15 protein-coding genes are annotated in these 16,522 nt (G+C 70.7%); 9 read left to right on the top strand and 6 right to left on the bottom strand.

From position 1 onward, the window contains the following. Nucleotides 1-55: 55 nt before the first annotated feature. Both ettA and RWH45_RS14345 read left to right on the top strand, forming a co-directional pair. Nucleotides 56-1,735 (top strand): energy-dependent translational throttle protein EttA, encoded by a 1,680-nt coding sequence (gene ettA / locus RWH45_RS14340; protein ID WP_315995564.1) that lies wholly within the window; start codon nucleotides 56-58, stop codon nucleotides 1,733-1,735. Then, entirely contained in the window at nucleotides 1,728-2,267 is a 540-nt protein-coding gene (locus RWH45_RS14345; protein ID WP_315995565.1) for an acyl-CoA thioesterase, read from the top strand. The genes ettA and RWH45_RS14345 overlap by 8 nt, the downstream gene beginning before the upstream one ends. Before the next feature lie 94 nt (nucleotides 2,268-2,361). On the opposite strand, the gene RWH45_RS14350 is transcribed toward RWH45_RS14345, so the two are convergent. Next, nucleotides 2,362-3,231, bottom strand: coding sequence for an acyl-CoA thioesterase (locus RWH45_RS14350; protein WP_315995566.1), 870 nt, complete (start codon nucleotides 3,229-3,231; stop codon nucleotides 2,362-2,364). Nucleotides 3,232-3,285: 54 nt separating this feature from the next. On the opposite strand from RWH45_RS14350, the gene RWH45_RS14355 reads away from it, so the two are divergent. Beyond that, entirely contained in the window at nucleotides 3,286-3,954 is a 669-nt protein-coding gene (locus RWH45_RS14355; protein ID WP_315995567.1) for a DUF8185 domain-containing protein, read from the top strand. Between the two features lie 191 nt (nucleotides 3,955-4,145). After that, nucleotides 4,146-4,973 carry a cation-transporting ATPase gene (locus RWH45_RS14360; RefSeq protein ID WP_315995568.1) on the top strand — a complete coding sequence of 276 codons (828 nt, stop codon included), beginning with the start codon at nucleotides 4,146-4,148 and terminating at the stop codon, nucleotides 4,971-4,973. Between the two features lie 112 nt (nucleotides 4,974-5,085). Here RWH45_RS14360 and RWH45_RS14365 read toward each other — a convergent pair whose 3' ends face one another. The 5 genes from RWH45_RS14365 to pepN all read right to left on the bottom strand — a co-directional run bounded on the left by RWH45_RS14365 (nucleotide 5,086) and on the right by pepN (nucleotide 11,262). Further along, nucleotides 5,086-5,535 carry a globin gene (locus RWH45_RS14365; protein WP_315995569.1) on the bottom strand — a complete coding sequence of 150 codons (450 nt, stop codon included), beginning with the start codon at nucleotides 5,533-5,535 and terminating at the stop codon, nucleotides 5,086-5,088. Further along, nucleotides 5,532-6,785 carry a mechanosensitive ion channel family protein gene (locus RWH45_RS14370; RefSeq protein ID WP_315995570.1) on the bottom strand — a complete coding sequence of 418 codons (1,254 nt, stop codon included), beginning with the start codon at nucleotides 6,783-6,785 and terminating at the stop codon, nucleotides 5,532-5,534. Before RWH45_RS14370 ends, RWH45_RS14365 begins: the two co-directional genes overlap by 4 nt. Before the next feature lie 84 nt (nucleotides 6,786-6,869). After that, nucleotides 6,870-7,670: an ABC transporter permease subunit gene (locus tag RWH45_RS14375; protein ID WP_315995571.1), complete on the bottom strand. Its 801-nt coding sequence runs from the start codon at nucleotides 7,668-7,670 to the stop codon at nucleotides 6,870-6,872. Next, on the bottom strand, nucleotides 7,667-8,578 hold the full coding sequence (locus RWH45_RS14380; RefSeq protein ID WP_315995572.1) for an ABC transporter ATP-binding protein: 912 nt from the start codon (nucleotides 8,576-8,578) through the stop codon (nucleotides 7,667-7,669). Before RWH45_RS14380 ends, RWH45_RS14375 begins: the two co-directional genes overlap by 4 nt. 134 nt (nucleotides 8,579-8,712) lie before the next feature. After that, on the bottom strand, nucleotides 8,713-11,262 hold the full coding sequence (gene pepN, locus RWH45_RS14385; protein ID WP_315995573.1) for an aminopeptidase N: 2,550 nt from the start codon (nucleotides 11,260-11,262) through the stop codon (nucleotides 8,713-8,715). A 151-nt stretch (nucleotides 11,263-11,413) separates the two neighbouring features. On the opposite strand from pepN, the gene RWH45_RS14390 reads away from it, so the two are divergent. The 5 genes from RWH45_RS14390 (at nucleotide 11,414) to RWH45_RS14410 (ending at nucleotide 16,472) form a co-directional block, all read left to right on the top strand. After that, the gene (locus tag RWH45_RS14390) at nucleotides 11,414-12,601 is read left to right on the top strand and encodes a ferrochelatase (protein ID WP_315995574.1); all 1,188 of its coding nucleotides are present in this window, start codon (nucleotides 11,414-11,416) and stop codon (nucleotides 12,599-12,601) included. Nucleotides 12,602-12,691: 90 nt separating this feature from the next. Continuing rightward, the gene (locus tag RWH45_RS14395) at nucleotides 12,692-13,234 is read left to right on the top strand and encodes a ribose-5-phosphate isomerase (RefSeq protein WP_315995575.1); all 543 of its coding nucleotides are present in this window, start codon (nucleotides 12,692-12,694) and stop codon (nucleotides 13,232-13,234) included. Continuing rightward, on the top strand, nucleotides 13,234-14,223 hold the full coding sequence (locus RWH45_RS14400) for an Fpg/Nei family DNA glycosylase (protein WP_315995576.1): 990 nt from the start codon (nucleotides 13,234-13,236) through the stop codon (nucleotides 14,221-14,223). Before RWH45_RS14395 ends, RWH45_RS14400 begins: the two co-directional genes overlap by 1 nt. Before the next feature lie 135 nt (nucleotides 14,224-14,358). Further along, nucleotides 14,359-14,982, top strand: coding sequence for an FMN-binding negative transcriptional regulator (locus RWH45_RS14405; protein WP_315995577.1), 624 nt, complete (start codon nucleotides 14,359-14,361; stop codon nucleotides 14,980-14,982). Further along, nucleotides 14,979-16,472, top strand: a complete 1,494-nt coding sequence (locus RWH45_RS14410) for an amidohydrolase (RefSeq protein WP_315995578.1) — start codon at nucleotides 14,979-14,981, stop codon at nucleotides 16,470-16,472. The genes RWH45_RS14405 and RWH45_RS14410 overlap by 4 nt, the downstream gene beginning before the upstream one ends. Nucleotides 16,473-16,522 lie beyond the last annotated feature (50 nt).

Here is a 16,522-nt window from a genome sequence, read left to right on the forward strand (position 1 = left end):
GCTGTGCGCTCGTCACGTCGGTGCGCAGGGGAGCCGCCCCTAGACTGGAACGGTTATGGCCGAATACATCTACTCCATGGTCCGTGCCCGCAAGGCGGTCGGCGACAAACTCATCCTCGACGACGTCACGATGTCGTTCCTCCCCGGCGCCAAGATCGGCATGGTCGGTCCGAACGGTGCGGGAAAGTCCACGATCCTCAAGATCATGGCCGGCCTCGACACGCCCTCCAACGGTGAGGCGCGCCTCAGCCCCGGCTTCACCGTCGGCATCCTGATGCAGGAGCCCGAGCTCGACGACAGCAAGACCGTGCTGGAGAACATCCAGGACGGCGTGGCGATCAAGCCCAAGCTCGACCGCTTCAACGAGATCTCCGCCCTCATGGCCGACCCCGACGCCGACTTCGACGCGCTGCTGGCCGAGATGGGCACGCTGCAGGAAGAGATCGACGCCGCCGACGGCTGGGACCTCGACTCGCAGCTCGAGCAGGCGATGGACGCCCTGCGCACCCCGCCCGCCGATGCGAGCGTCGTCCCGCTCTCCGGTGGAGAGCGTCGCCGCGTCGCGCTGGCGAAACTGCTGCTGCAGAAGCCCGACCTGCTGCTCCTCGACGAGCCCACCAACCACCTCGACGCCGAGAGCGTGCTGTGGCTCGAGCAGCACCTCAAGGCCTACAAGGGTGCGGTCATCGCCATCACCCACGACCGGTACTTCCTCGACAACGTCGCGGAGTGGATCGCCGAGGTCGACCGCGGTCACCTGTACCCCTACGAGGGCAACTACTCGACCTACCTCGACAAGAAGGCGCAGCGCCTCGACGTCCAGGGCAAGAAGGACGCGAAGCTGGCCAAGCGCCTGAAGGACGAGCTCGAGTGGGTCCGCTCCAACGCCAAGGGGCGTCAGGTCAAGTCGAAGGCCCGCCTGGCGCGCTACGAGGAGATGGCCGCCGAGGCCGAGCGCACGCGCAAGTTGGACTTCGACGAGATCCAGATCCCCGCGGGTCCGCGCCTGGGCAGCATCGTCATCGACGCGAAGAAGCTCGAGAAGAGCTTCGGAGACCGCTCGCTCATCAGCAACCTGAGCTTCAACCTCCCGCCGAACGGCATCGTCGGCGTGATCGGTCCGAACGGTGTGGGAAAGACGACGTTGTTCAAGACGATCGTCGGCCTCGAGCCCCTCGACGGCGGAACGCTGAAGATCGGCGAGACCGTCAAGATCAGCTACGTCGACCAGTCGCGCGCGAACATCGACCCCGAGAAGACGCTGTGGGAGGTCGTCTCCGACGGCCTCGACATCATCACCGTGGGCAAGACCGAGATCCCCTCGCGCGCCTACGTGTCGAAGTTCGGTTTCAAGGGCCCCGACCAGCAGAAGAAGGCCGGGGTGCTCTCCGGTGGTGAGCGCAACCGCCTCAACCTCGCCCTCACGCTGAAGGAGGGCGGGAACCTGCTGCTCCTCGACGAGCCGACCAACGACCTCGACGTCGAGACGCTGAGCTCGCTCGAGAACGCCCTGCTCGAGTTCCCCGGCTGTGCCGTCGTCATCACCCACGACCGGTGGTTCCTCGACCGCATCGCGACGCACATCCTCGCCTACGAGGGCACCGAGGAGAACCCCGACCAGTGGCACTGGTTCGAGGGCAACTTCGAAGCCTACGAGGCGAACAAGATCGAGCGCCTCGGAGCGGATGCCGCCAACCCGTCGCGGTCGACCTACCGCAAGCTCACGCGTGACTGACGCAGAAGCATTCCCCGACTCGGGCCCCGCCACCGCGGGGCCCGAGCGGCTTCACGTGCCGATCCCTCTGCGCTGGGGCGACCTCGACGCGCTCGGACACGTCAACAACACCTCGATGCTCAAGTTGCTCGAAGAGGCGCGTCTGCGCGCTTTCTGGCGCGGGGACGGCGAGGGTGAGGCCCTGCCGACGGCCGTCTTCGACATGAGCGTGCTCGAGAGCGGCGGAGAACGCGCGACGCTGATCGCTCGTCAGGAGATCGAGTACCTCCGTCCCGTGCCCTACAGCCAGCGTCCGCTGGACGTGCGCATGTGGATCGGTGCGATGGGGGGCTCGAGCGCCGACATCTGCTTCGAGGTGTTCAGCCCGATCGGCGACGCCGAGCAGGTGCTCTACGCGCGCGCCACGGCCGTCGTGGTCCTCGTCGACACCGCGAGCGGCCGTCCCATCCGCTGGAGTGCGGCCGAGCGGGCTGCGTGGGGGCCCTACGTCGGTGACCCGATCGAGTACCGTCGCCGAGCCGCGAAGGGCTGACTCCGGTCGACGCACGAGGTCTGCGCCTCGACGCCGCCGTGCGTCGACATGGCGCGGGACGGATGCCGCCGGGCGGCGGCATCCGTGATCGCGGTCACTCGCGCGGGACCCGCACCATGACCTCCTGCGCGACGCTCGCCAGCAGCGCACCGTCACGCGTATAGACGCGGCCCGTCGACAGCCCGCGACCGCCGCGGGCGTTCGGCGACTCCTGCACGTAGAGCAGCCACTCGTCCACGCGTCCGGGACGGTGCCACCACATCGCGTGGTCGAGGCTCGCCACGCGCAAGCCCGGTGCGTTCCAGGGAACGCCGTGGGCGCGCAGGATCGTCTCCTGGATCGTCAGATCGCTGAGGTACGCGAGGGCGGCCCGGTGCACGGCCGGGTCATCGGTGATGGGACGGCGCAGCTTCATCCACACGGCCTGCCGCGGCACCCGCGGCCCCTCGACCGAGGCGTACACCGGTGACGACACGTGACGCACGTCGACAGGGCTCGCCGACAGCATCCGCCGGCTGATGGGGTGCAGCGTCTCGACGTCGACGGGCGCCGTGTCCTCGGGCGGGGCGATTCCGTCGGGCATGGGCTCGAAATGCTCGAGTCCGGGGTCGTCGTCCTGGAATGACGCGATCATCGAGAAGATCGGAACGCCCGACTGGAACGCCTGCGTGCGCCGGGTCGAGAACGACCGGCCGTCGTGGATCCGGTCGACCGAGAAAGTGATGCCGTCGGCCGGATCGCCGGGACGCAGGAAGTACCCGTGCATCGAGTGCACGGTGCGTTCGGCCGGGAGGGTACGCGAGGCGGCGACGATCGTCTGCGCGAGCACCTGGCCGCCGTAGACACGGCCGGTCGGCATCGCCTGCGACACACCCGTGAAGATGTCTTCGGTCGTCCGGGCGCCGGCATCGCGGAGGTCGAGGACCGCGAGCAACGACGCCACGGGATCGATGGCGTCGGTCACGCTGACTCCCGTTCCGGTGCGGCGAGGTGCGCACCGCTTGCTAGTTTAGAGCGGGTGTCCGCGCGCCTGTTGTTCCCCGACCCGCAGGCGGCAGCCGACCTGCTGACCTTCTCCAGTCGAACGATCCGTCTCGGCGACGGAACCGTGCGCCTGCGCGCCCGCGGGGGAATGCTCGTCACGACGGCCGCGCCCCTCGCGCCGCGCGGCCTGATGGACGCGACGCCCACCGTGCTCGGGCTGCGCGCATCGGCGATCGACCCCGAGCTGGAATGCGACCTCGTCGTCGAGGCGTCCGCGCTTCTGCCGGCCCCCGACGACGCGAACGCGGTCGTCCTGCCCGAGACGGCGACCTCTCCGGCATGGGCGGGCATCTCGCCGCCGCAGGGCGGCTGGGAGCAGACGGATGCCGTCGACTCGGCCGTCCTCGCCGCGCGTGCCCAGTACGGTGTCGCCGCCGTCGCCGACGCGCTCCCGGCCGACGCGGGCGAGGACGTGGTGCGGGTGATCCGGGCCCAGGTGTGGGGACAGGCCGACGAGGCTTTGGGCGGACTGCCGCTCGGGGTGGCCTTCGCGGCGTTCGCGCTCGGGTTCATCGCCGGCGGCGAAGAGGCGCCCGTGCGCCGCAGCGGAGCGTGGACGCGGCTGAGCCTCACCCGCGGGCACGTGCTCGTGCGCGGGCCGGTGCGCTCGGGGCTGACGGCGGTGCGCGCCACCGGAAGCTGACCGCACGGCGGCCGAGCGTCATCCAGGAAGCACAAAGGTGCCCGCCCTACCGTGGAAGCAGCAAGGGGAGTACTCCCGACGCGGCGTATCCGTCATCACGAGTCCACGGTTGGATTCCGGGTACGTCGGCCCCGAGGGGCGGAGGAGACCTTGACGTCGCGGCAGCATGCCGCCCGTCGAGAGGTATCCCCGTGGTTTCATTCTCCCGTCTGTTCGACCTCGCCTCGAAGGCCGCCGGCAAAGCCTCGGCCGCCAAGAGCGGGTCCCCGTCTTCCGGGAATCGCGACTGGCGCGACATGGTGCGCTCGGCCGCCGACGCCGTGACCGGCGACTCGCGGCCGCGCACCCCGGGGGCGCCGCCCGCCACCCCCGCCGATCGGTACGCCCCGCCCGCGGCGGGCCGACGCCCGGCATCCGGAGGCGCCGTCTCGGCCGACGATCGCGCCGCCATCGCGCGCTACGACTACCTGCTGCGCACGGCCGACCCCGACCGCGTCGAGCAGATGCACCGCGAGGCCTTCGCTCGGCTCACCCCGGCGCAACGCGCGCACGTGCGCGAGCGGATGAATGCCGAGCTGGCGCCGCACGAGCAGCCCCGGTCCGACGCTCCTGACGACCTCGCCCGCACCGCGGCGCGGGCGGAGGCGGCGAGACCGGGTCGCATGTCGTCGCTGCTCGCGAGGGCCGGGAAGGGCGGACTCGTCGGCGCCGGTGTCGTCGGCGCCGGCGGCCTGCTCGCCGCGGTCGCCGGAGGCGCGGTCGTCAGCGGTGTCGCCGCACCCCTGCTCGCGCAGGCGATGCAGTCCGGGGTCGACTTCGCGGGACTCGCCGAGGGGGTGGACCTGGAGGCCCTGGCATCCGGAGTCGATCTCACCTCGCTCGCGGAAGGATCGGGCATCGGCGAATGGGCCGGAGGGGCGCAGGATGCCGTATCGGGAGCGGGCGAGCAGATCAGCGGGTTCGGCGAGGGCCTGTCGAACCTCGACCTCCCGGGCTTCGGCGACTTCCTGGGCCGCTGAGCCCGGGCGACGGGCGGAGTGGCACCCGCGCGCGGGGTGCACCGACCCCGCGGTTGCTCGGCGAGGCCACCCGCGCTCGCTGAGCGGCGCGGGCCGGCGGGGCGGACGGCCGTCAGTCCGCTGAGCGGACCGGCAGCCCCGTATCGGGGCGTCCGTTCTGCTGCGGGCCGATCCCGCGCGCCTCGAACGTGTTGACCATGGCGTAGGCGGCGCGTTCGAGGTAGTCCCACAGGGGGGCCTCGAAGGCCGGCGGCAGGGCGATCTCATCGACGGCGGCGCGCATGTGTCGCAGCCAGCGGTCGCGCGCGTCGGGATCGACGTGGAACGGCATGTGCCGCATGCGCAGGCGCGGGTGCCCGCGCGTCTCGCCGTAGGTCGTCGGTCCACCCCAGTACTGCGCGAGGAAGAGCGTCAGCCGGTCGGCGGCCGGGCCGAGGTCCTCTTCGGGGTACATGGGCTTGAGAACCTCGTCGGAGGCGACGCCGCGATAGAAGGCGTCGACGAGTCGGCGGAAGGTGTCCATACCGCCGACCTGATCGTAGAAGCTGACGGGTTCGGTCATGACGTGCTCTCTTCGTCGGCGCGCACGGCCGGGGGAGTCGGCTTCGGCGTGTCGGCGCCCGGCGCGGCGGGCAGATCCACGACCGAGGTGGGGGTGTCGTCGCGCAGCGTCTTGGTCTTCTTCGTCTTCGGCGCCGGCGCGCCGTCGTGCTCGGTGTGGTCCTCCACCGTCTCGGAGACGTCGATGCGACGCCCGCGCGGCTTCCACCGGGGACGGTCGTTCACGACGGCGACGGGCGTCTCCTTCGTCTTCGGCGGGTGGGCGCCGCGCACGCTCTGCGCGCCCTCTGCTCCGGTGAGCACGATGGAGTTCAGCTGTGGCAGCGCGATCCCCATCGCATCGATGGCGCGCTTGAGGCGCGCGCGCAGCTCGCGGGCCACGTCGTCCTTCGCGCTCGAGCGCGTCTTCATCACCAGGCGGATGACGAGGGCGTCACCGCTGATGGACTCCAGGCCCCAGATCTCGGGCTGCTCGATGATGCGTGAGCGCCACTTCTGCTCCTTCGACATCGTCTTCGCCGCGGTGAGCATGGCCTGCTCGACGTCGTCGATGTCGGCATCCACCGGCACGGCGAGATCGATGATGACGCGCGACCAGCCCTGCGACATGTTGCCGATGCGCGTGATCTCCCCGTTGCGCACGTACCAGAGCGTGCCGTTGACGTCGCGCACGTGCGTGATGCGGACGCTCACGAACTCCACGATGCCCGTCGCCAGGCCCAGGTCGACGACGTCGCCGATGCCGATCTGGTCTTCGGCCACGATGAAGATGCCGTTGAGGACGTCTTTGACGATGTTCTGCGCGCCGAAGCCGAGGCCGGCGCCGATCGCGGCGGTGAGCAGGGTGAGGGATGCGAGGGCGTCGGGCGCGACGATGCCGGCGATCCACACGAGGGCGACGATCACGAGCACGACGTTGACGATGTTCTGCAGGATCGTCCCCAGGGTGCGCGTTCGCTGCACGAGGCGGACGGCGCTCAGGGGAGATCGGTCGAGGGCCTGCGTGTCGTCGACCCGCGCCTTGACCTTGGCGCCGTTGACGATGCGGTCGACCACGCGGCGGATGACCACGCGCAGGATCCATGCGGCGATGGCGATACCGACGACGATCCCCAGGATCTGCAGGAGCACGCCGCCGAAGTCGAGCAGGCGGCCGCCGATCCACGTCCAGGTGTCGAGGTTGGCGAGGTCCGAGGGCGAGGTGATCGTGGGAGACGGACTGGGGGAGGGATTTTCGGCGAGAACGAACATCGGGATTCAGACTAACGACGGATGCCTCGGCGCCGGCTGAGCGTCGAGGCATCCGTGGAGGGTGCGAAGGATGGGGAGGAACGATCAGGCGTCGCGTGTGCGCAGCGCGATCCATCCGAGCGCGAGCGGACCGACGACCCACCCCGCCAGCGTGAGCGCGGGCTCGAGCAGGTCCTGCGCTCCGGGTTGCGTCAGCGCACCCGCCGCGTTGACGGGAAGGTACTTCGCCGACTCGACGATCCACATCCACTCCGGCCCCGCGATCGAGAAGAGGCTCAGGACGATGGGCAGCACGAACAGCACGCCCACCGTGACCGCGATGGCCCCCGCGCCGCTGCGCAGGAGGAAGCCGAAGCCGACGCCCATCAGGGTGAAGCACGCCATCGACAGCACGCCGAAGCCGAGCGGGACGACCGAGTCCGCCGGGGTCGCCCAATCGACAGGGGCCTGCATCATCGGTGCGGTGACGGCCATCGCGACGGCGTAGATCACGACCGTGGTGACCATCATGGTCGCGGCCACGACCATCGCCTTGGCCAGCAGCACGGCGCCGCGACGCGGTTCGGCGGTCAGGGTCGAGCGGATCATGCCGGTGGAGTATTCGCCGGTGACGACGATCGCGCCGAGGATCCCCGCCACGAGCATGGTGAACTGGGTGGGAGCCAGGATGACGTTGGTCGGCGCCATCGCCCCGCCGGTGTCGCTCGTGGCCAGGGCGATGAGGAGCGACATGCCGACGGACATCGCCGCGGTCACTCCGAGCGACCACCACGTCGATCGGAGGCTGAGGACCTTGACGGCCTCGCTGCGCAGCAGGTGGGCGAAGGTCAGACGGTGAGCCGGAGTGTGCGTGGACCTGCGGGGTCCGGCGGCGAGCGTGGTCATGCGATCTCCTTGGTCTTGTACTCGACCGAGTCATCGGTCAGGGCGAGGTAGGCGTCCTCGAGGGACCCCACGCGCGGACTGAGTTCGTACAGGGGGATGCCGCGGGCGGCGGCGATGTCGCCGACCGTCCGGGCCGTGACCCCGGTGATCTGGGCCGCGCCCGGCTCGATGGCCGTGACCGTGGCATCCGGGGTCTGCAGCGCGGTGACGAGGTCGTCGAGCCGGGGCGAGCGCACGACGAGGGTGGTGGTGGTCCACGCCCCCACGAGGTCGGCGAGAGGGGCGTCGGCGAGGACGCGGCCGCGCCCGAGGACGATGACGTGGTCGGCGGTCTGGGCCATCTCGCTCATGAGGTGGCTCGACAGCAGCACCGTGCGACCCTCCGCGGCCAGGTGCCGCACGAACTGGCGCACCCAGCGCACGCCCTCGGGGTCGAGGCCGTTGACGGGCTCGTCGAGGATCAGCGTGTGCGGGTCGCCGAGGAGGGCCGCCGCGATGCCGAGGCGCTGTCCCATCCCGAGCGAGAACCCGCCCGCGCGCTTGCCGGCGACCGCCCCGATGCCCGTGAGCTCGATGACCTCGTCGACGCGATCGCGGCCGATGCCGTGCGTCGCGGCCAGAGCGCGGAGATGGTTCCTGGCCGAGCGGCCGGTGTGCACGGCCTTCGCGTCGAGCAGCACCCCGACCTCGGTGAGCGGCGAGCGCAGGTGGCGGTACTCCTGGCCCGCGACCGTGACCCGTCCGGCCGTGGGACGGTCCAGTCCTACGATCATGCGCATGGTCGTGGACTTGCCCGCGCCGTTGGGGCCGAGGAAGCCGGTCACCCGGCCCGGGGCGACGGTGAACGAGACGCCGTCGACGGCGGTCTTCGCGCCATAGCGCTTGGTGAGGTTGTCTGCAACGATCATGCGTTCGACGCTACGGATCGGCCCCCGGACCGGTCATCGTCCGCGGGGATGATCCCGCGTCGCCGCGAGGATGACCGGAGACGACGGATGCCCCCTCCCGGGGTGGGAGAGGGGCATCCATCGGGGGGCGCGACTTACTGCGCGTCGCGCTCCTGCACGGCCAGCGCGCGCTCGACACCGGCGAGGTTCTCGCCGACCAGGCGACGCAGCGCGGGAGCGGCGTCGGCGTGCTGCGAGAGCCACTTCCGCGTCGCGTCGCGCAGCGCCGTGTTCGCGAGGGCCGCGGGGTACAGACCCACGATGAGGTACTGCGCGATCTGGTAGCTGCGCGATTCCCAGATCGGCAGCAGCATCGCGAAGTAGGGCTCGACGAAGTCGGCGAGCACGTCGACCGTGGTCGGGTTCGTGAACCCGGCCGCGGTGGACCGCACGATCGTGTTGGGGGCGTCGGAGCGCGCGATGAGCGAGTCCCAGGCCTCCTGCTTCGCCTCGTGCGAGGGCAGCGACGCCTTCGCCATCGCGGCGAACTCGCCGCCCTTGGCGGTGTTGTCGGCGGCGCGGGCCTCGTCGATGTCGGTGGCGGTGACGGCGCCGGCCGCGGCGAGCGAGACGAGCAGCTGCCACGACAGGTCGGTGTCGATCTCGAGACCCTCGAGGGTCGTCGCGCCGTCGCGCAGGGCCTTGACCGTCTCGGCGTGGGCCGGGGTGGATGCCGCCGACGCGAACGCCGTGACGAACTGCAGCTGGCTGTCACTCCCGGCCTCCGCCTGCTGCGCGAGCGTCCACAGCCCGTCGGCCACGCGCTCGCGCGCGGCGTCGCGGGTCGCCGGAGCGACGTAGGAGTTCGCGGCGAGCTGCAGCTGGGCGAGGGTCGTACGCACGGTGGTGGACTCGGTCTCGGAGCCGATGTTCTGCAGCACCAGATCGAGGTAATCGGTCGCCGAGGCCTCGGCATCCCGGGTCTGATCCCAGGCCGCACCCCAGACGAGCGAGCGGGCGAGCGGGTCGGAGATGTCCTTGAGGTGGGCGATCGCGGTGGCCAGCGAGCGCTCGTCGAGACGGATCTTCGCGTACGCGAGGTCGTCGTCGTTGAGCAGCACGAGGTCGGGACGACGGATGCCGCGCAGCTCGGCCACCTCCGTGCGGTCGCCGTCGACGTCGAGCTCGATCTGGTGCACGCGCTCGAGCGCTCCCGCGTCGTTCAGCGAGTAGAAGCCGATGCCGAGGCGGTGCGGGCGGATGGTGGGGTAGTCGCTCGGCGCGGTCTGCACGATCGCGAAGCGCGAGATGGTGCCGTCGGCGCCCTCCTCGATGAGCGGGGTCAGCGTGTTGACGCCGGCCGTCTCGAGCCACTTCTTGGCCCAGTCGCCCAGGTCGCGGCCGCTCGTGGTCTCGAGCTCGGTGAGCAGGTCGCCGACCTCGGTGTTGGACCACTGGTGCTTCTGGAAGTAGGCGGCGACCCCGGCGAAGAACTGCTCGATACCGACCCAGGCGGCCAGTTGCTTGAGCACCGACCCGCCCTTGGCGTAGGTGATGCCGTCGAAGTTGACCTGCACGTCTTCGAGATCGTTGATCTCGGCGACGACGGGGTGCGTCGAGGGCAGCTGGTCCTGGCGGTACGCCCAGGTCTTCTCCATCGCGTTGAAGGTCGTCCAGGCGGCCTCCCACTCGGTGGCCTCGGCGGTGGCGATCGTCGACGCCCACTCGGCGAACGACTCGTTCAGCCACAGGTCGTTCCACCACTTCATGGTGACGAGGTCGCCGAACCACATGTGCGCGAGCTCGTGCAGGATCGTGACGACGCGGCGCTCCTTCACGGCATCCGTCACCTTGGAGCGGAAGACGTAGGTCTCGGTGAAGGTGACCGCACCGGCGTTCTCCATCGCGCCCGCGTTGAACTCGGGCACGAAGAGCTGGTCGTACTTGGCGAAGGGGTAGGGGAAGCCGAACTTCTCCTCGAAGTACGCGAAGCCCTGGCGGGTCTTGTCGAAGACGTAGTCGGCATCCAGGTACTGCCACAGGCTCTTGCGGGCGAAGACCCCGAGCGGGATGACGCGGCCGTCGGCGCTCGTCAGCTCGCTGTAGGTGGCCTCGTAGGGGCCGGCGACGAGCGCGGTGATGTACGAGGAGATGCGCGGGGTCGCGGGGAAGTCCCAGCGGGCGGCGTCGTCGGAGACGGCGACCGGCTCGGGCGTGGGGGAGTTGGAGACGACCTTCCAGCGTGCGGGCGCCGTGACCGAGAAGGTGAACTCCGCCTTCAGGTCGGGCTGCTCGAACACCGTGTACATGCGGCGCGAGTCGGGCACCTCGAACTGCGAGTAGAGGTAGACCTCGCCGTCGACGGGGTCGACGAAGCGGTGCAGGCCCTCGCCCGTGTTCGTGTATTCGCAGTCGGCCTCGACGACGAGCTCGTTCGAGGCTTCGAGACCGTCGAGCGCGATGCGCGAGTCGGCGAAGACGGTCGCCGGGTCGAGCGAGCGACCGTTGAGCGTCACCGAATGCACGGTGCGGGCGATGAGGTCGATGAAGGTCGACTCTCCCTCGGTCGCGGCGAAGGTCACCGCGGTGCGGGAGGAGAACACCTCGTCTCCGCGGGTCAGGTCGAGCTGCACGTGGTACTCGTGCGTGTCGACGATCGCGCGGCGCTCCTGCGCTTCGATGCGGGTCAGGTTCTCTCCTGGCACTGGCGTTCTCCCGGGGATGAGGGTGGGATCGTCGCGGATGACGCGCCGGCGTGGGTGACGACGGACGCCGTCGGCGACGACGACAACCGTAATAGCCTAGTCGCGAGATAACTCGCGTCCAGGCCCATCGGGTGGATGGGAAGATGACTGCGTGAGCACGACCGACACGGACACCAGCCCTGAGACCGTCCTCTACGCGTCGCCCGCCGCGTCATCCGGACCCAAGTGGGTCGAGACGCCCGTGGCGTACGACGGCATCCTCCTCGCCGGCTTCGGCGGACCGGAGGGCCAGGACGACGTGATCCCGTTCCTGCGCAACGTCACGCGCGGGCGCGGCATCCCCGACGAGCGCCTTGAAGAGGTCGCCCATCACTACCGCCACTTCGGCGGAGTGAGCCCGATCAACCAGCACAACCGCGAGCTCAAGGCCGCCCTCGAGGCGGAGATCGCCAAGCGCGGGCTGGGGCTTCCGGTGTATTGGGGCAACCGCAACTGGTCGCCGTACCTCGAAGAGGCCGTGACCGAGGCGGCCGAGGCCGGCGACACCACCCTCCTGGCCATCGCGACCAGCGCGTACAGCTCGTTCTCGAGCTGCCGCCAGTACCGCGAGGACTACGCGCGGGTCCTAGAGGCCACCGGCCTCGGCGAGACCGTGACCATCGACAAGGTGCGCCAGTTCTTCGACCACCCCGGCTTCGTCTCGACCTTCGTCACGGGCGTCTCCGAAGCCGTGTCGGCATTCGTGGCCGAGGGCATCGCCCCGGAGAAGATCCGCGTGCTCTTCTCCACCCACTCCATCCCCACCGCCGATGCTCAGCGCTCCGGCCCGCGCGACGTGGACTTCGGCGAGGGCGGGGCCTACGAGGCCCAGCACAAGGCCGTCGCCGCCTTCGTCATGGCCGAGGTCGCCGCCGCCGTCGCCGACGTCGAGTGGGAGCTCGTCTACCAGTCCCGCTCGGGCCCGCCCACGCAGCCCTGGCTCGAGCCCGACGTCAACGACGTCATCGCCGAGCTCCCCTCGCGCGAGGCGGAGGCCGTGGTGATCGTGCCGCTCGGCTTCGTCAGCGACCACATGGAAGTGCTGTGGGACCTCGACACCGAGGCGATGGAGGCCGCCGAAGAGGCCGGCATCCGCGCCGTGCGCACGCCGACCCCCGGCATCGACCCCGCCTACGTGTCCGGCCTGGTCGATCTGGTCGAGGAGCGACTCAAGGGCACACCGAAGGCCGACCGTCCGCACCTGACCGACCTCGGGCCCTGGTACGACGTCTGCCGCCCCGGATGCTGCGAGAACATCCGCGCCGGCTTCAAGCCCGTCGCGGCGGGTCTGCGCCCCTGACGCCCCCGATGCCGCCCGTCCCTCGCGAGGGGGCGGGCGGCATCGTCATCCCCACCCGCTTCGCCCGCGGCCCTCAATAGGATTGGCCCCATGCGCATCCACATCGGCACCGATCACGCCGGTCTCGAGTTCTCCACCCAGATCCAGCACCACCTCGCCGCCCAGGGACACGAGGTCATCGACCACGGGCCGGTCGAGTACGACCCGCTCGACGACTACCCGGCGTTCTGCATCCGCGCCGCGCAAGCCGTCGTGCGCGACCAGGCTGCGGGCGTCGAGGCCCTCGGTGTGGTCTTCGGCGGCTCGGGCAACGGTGAGCAGATCGCGGCGAACAAGGTGCTGGGCGTGCGCGCCGCGCTCGTGTGGAACATCTCCACCGCCGAGCTCGCCCGCGAGCACAACGACGCCAACGTCATCTCCATCGGCGCGCGCCAGCACACCTTCGACGAGGCCGCGTCGTTCATCGACCGCTTCATCGCGACGCCGTTCTCGGGAGAGGAGCGCCACGCGCGCCGCATCGGTCAGCTCGCCGCGTTCGAGCAGGACGGTGTGCTTCTTCCCGACCCGCGCGCCGGCCGATCGGAGAACACCATGACCGACGCGAGCGATTCGTTCGACCCCGAGGCAGGCTGATGCCCGAAGGGCATTCCGTCCATCGGATCGCTCGGCAGTTCGAGCGCAACATCGTCGGACGCACGGTCTCGGCATCCAGCCCGCAGGGCCGATTCGCCGAGGGTGCCGCTGTGCTCGACGGACGCGAGGCGCTCGAGGCGCGGGCGGTCGCGAAGCAGATGTTCCTCCGCTTCGACGGCGACGTCTGGCTGCGGGTGCACTTGGGCATGTACGGCGCGTGGGACTTCTCGGGCGAGGTCTCGGTCGACGCCACCATCGCGTCGTCCAACGGGCGCATGGGCCAGACGAACCAGCGGGGCACCGTCGTCGACGAAGCGATCATGGATGCCGCGGGTGAGAACTCCCTGAGCTCGATCGGCGCCCCGCGACGTTCCCGCGTGCGGATGTCGGAGCAGACCACCGGCCTCGACGAGGAGACGGAGTGGCCGCCGCCGCCCGTGGGAGCGGTGCGTCTGCGTCTTCTCACCGAGACCACGTGCGCCGACCTGCGCGGCCCGACCGCGTGCGCCCTGCAGACGCCCGACGAGGTGCAGGCGACGATCGACAAGCTCGGGCCCGACCCGCTGGTCGACGACCTCGCCGAGGGCGAGGAGCGCTTCACCGCGACGGTGAGGAAGAAGCCCACCCCCATCGGGCTGCTGCTCATGGACCAGTCCGTCGTCAGCGGCATCGGCAACGTCTACCGCGCCGAGCTGCTGTTCCGCGCCCGGCAGAACCCGCACACCCCCGGTCGCGAGGTGCCCGAGGAGGTGGTGCGCGATCTGTGGCGCGACTGGGCGCGGCTCCTGCCCATCGGCGTCGAGACCGGCCAGATGATGACGATGGACGATCTCGATCCCGAGGCGTACCGCCGCGCGATGGCGCACCGCGACGACCGGCACTGGGTGTACCACCGCGCGGGGCTCCCGTGCCGGATCTGCGGCACGACGGTGCTGATGGAGGAGGCCGCGGGGCGGAAGCTCTACTGGTGCCCCAACTGCCAGGCGTGACGGCGTCCGGAGGAGGTCGAGCCCGGTCGAGCCTCCAGGCGTTTCGGGGGTTCCGGTCCCTGCGACGGGCTCAGGGACCTGAGTCGCGGAGGAGGTCGAGCGCGTCGGAGCCCGGCTCCGTTCTAGGCTGATCCGGTGCGCCAGAATCCGAGCTTCGCGATGACCGACGTCGGTGAGATCCGCCGTCTCATCGACCTCCATCCGTGGGTGACCCTCGTGAGCCAGACCGATGACGGCCTCGTCGCCTCGCACTACGCCGTCATGCTCGACGACACCCGCGACGACCTCACGATCGTGGGGCACGTGGGCAAACCCGACGATGTCATCCTCGGTCTCGGTGATCGCGAGCTGCTCGTGGTCGTCCAGGGCCCGCACGGCTACATCACCCCGCGCTGGTACGGCGACGTCCCCGCCGTGCCGACCTGGAACTTCGTCTCGGCGCACCTGTCGGGCATCCCGGAACTGCTGTCGGCGGAGGAGAACATCCGCGTGCTCGACCGGCTCGTCGACCGCTTCGAGGGTGACGGCGCCGATGCGCGCGGGCTGTACACGCTCCCGAACGACGCCGCCTTCGTCGAGCGCCTCGAGCGCGGCACGGTCGGCTTCCGCCTGACGCCGACGCGCGTGACGGCGAAGCGCAAGCTCAGCCAGAATCGCAGCCCCGAGGTGATCGACACGATCATCGCGGGACTCGGGTCTGACAACCCGGGGCTCGCGGCGGAGATGCAGCGCGCCGCCGACGCACGGGTGCGCCCGTGATCGGGGAGAGCGTCGGCTTCGTCCGCGGCGTGCGCGTGGCCGGCCCCGGGCGCGAGCTGCTGCCCACCGACGAACCGGTCGACCTCGTCCTCGCCGACGGGGTCATCGCCGACATCGCGCCGACCGGCAACCTGCGCCCCGCCGGTGTCGTCGTCGAGGGCGAGGGCGGGTGGCTCCTCCCGGGCCTGTGGGACCACCACGTGCACGTGCTCCAGTGGGCCCTCGCGGCGGATCGCGTCCCGTTGGGCGAGATCTCCTCCGCGCATGAGGCGGCGGCCATCATGGCGCTCGCGCCCCTCAGTGACGGGCGACGGATCGGTTCCGGCTTCCGCGACGGGTTGTGGGCCGACGCGCCGCGCCTCGACCTGCTGGATGCCGCGACCGGCGACGTCCCGACCTATCTCATCAATGCCGACGTGCACAGCGTCTGGATGAACTCCGCGGCCTTCCGTCGCGAGCGGTTCGCTCCCGTGGCATCCGGGATGCTGGTCGAGGAGGACGCGTTCGAGATCTCCCGTCGCCTGAACGCCGTGGAGGCCGATGTCGCCGACGGCGCCGTCGAGCGCATGGCGCGAGCCGCGGCGGCCCGGGGCCTCGTCGGGCTCGTCGACCTCGACATGACGTGGAATGACGAACCGTGGCAGCGTCGCGCGGCGCGGGGCTTCGACGCCCTGCGGGTGTCCTACGGCACCTACCCTCAGCACCTCGACCGGGCGATCGCCGAGGGCCTGCGGACGGGTGACCGCGTGCGCGGCGGGCGGAACGACCTCGTCCGCGTCGGACCGCTGAAGGCCATCACCGACGGCTCGCTTGGCACGCGAACCGCCGCGTGCGCTCACCCCTATCCCGGCGATCCCGCCAACCGCGGTCTGCTCACCGTCGCCCCCGACGACCTCGTCGAGATGATGACGCGAGCGACCGCCGCCGGTCTCGCGTGCGCGATCCACGCGATCGGCGACGTCGCCAACAGTCACGCGCTCGACGCCTACGCGGTGACGGGTGCGGTCGGGACGATCGAGCACGCGCAGCTCGTGGCCCACGCCGACATCCCGCGTTTCGCCCGCCTCGGCGTGGCGGCCAGCGTGCAGCCCGAGCACGCGCTCGACGACCGCGACATGACGGATGCCATCTGGGCCGGGCAGTCGGCGCAGCCCTACCCCCTGCGGGCCCTGGCCGACAGCGGCGCCAACCTCCGCTTCGGATCCGATGCTCCGGTGGCGCCGCTGGATCCGTGGGCGGCGATGGCCTCCGCGGTGTTCCGCACTCGCGACGGGCGCGAGCCCTGGCAGGCGCATCAGAGGGTGGAGATCGGCACCGCGATCGCGGCATCCACCGCCGGGGGATCCACGACACCGGCCGAGATCGCGCCGGGGGCGGTCGCCGACCTCGTGATCGTCGGCGTCGATCCGCTGACCGCCGATGAGCGCGCGCTGCGGTCGATGCCCGTGCGCACGACACTGGTGGCCGGCCGGGTGACCCACGGCGTCTGACGGCTTCTCCCGCGTCGCGCGACGGTCCGGCATCTCCGGGACCGCCCGGA

Origin of the sequence: Microbacterium galbum (genome assembly GCF_032464915.1) — a bacterium.
In the GTDB taxonomy this organism is placed as follows: Bacteria; Actinomycetota; Actinomycetes; order Actinomycetales; family Microbacteriaceae; genus Microbacterium; species Microbacterium galbum.

Bases quoted from the DNA above. Each gene is read 5' to 3' on its own strand.
- ettA (WP_315995564.1), top strand. From the start codon at position 56: ATGGCCGAATACATCTACTCCATGGTCCGTGCCCGCAAGGCGGTCGGC.
- RWH45_RS14365 (WP_315995569.1), bottom strand. From the start codon at position 5,535: ATGACCGAACCCGTCAGCTTCTACGATCAGGTCGGCGGTATGGACACC.
- RWH45_RS14370 (WP_315995570.1), bottom strand. From the start codon at position 6,785: ATGTTCGTTCTCGCCGAAAATCCCTCCCCCAGTCCGTCTCCCACGATC.
- RWH45_RS14375 (WP_315995571.1), bottom strand. From the start codon at position 7,670: ATGACCACGCTCGCCGCCGGACCCCGCAGGTCCACGCACACTCCGGCT.
- RWH45_RS14380 (WP_315995572.1), bottom strand. From the start codon at position 8,578: ATGATCGTTGCAGACAACCTCACCAAGCGCTATGGCGCGAAGACCGCC.
- RWH45_RS14395 (WP_315995575.1), top strand. From the start codon at position 12,692: ATGCGCATCCACATCGGCACCGATCACGCCGGTCTCGAGTTCTCCACC.
- RWH45_RS14400 (WP_315995576.1), top strand. From the start codon at position 13,234: ATGCCCGAAGGGCATTCCGTCCATCGGATCGCTCGGCAGTTCGAGCGC.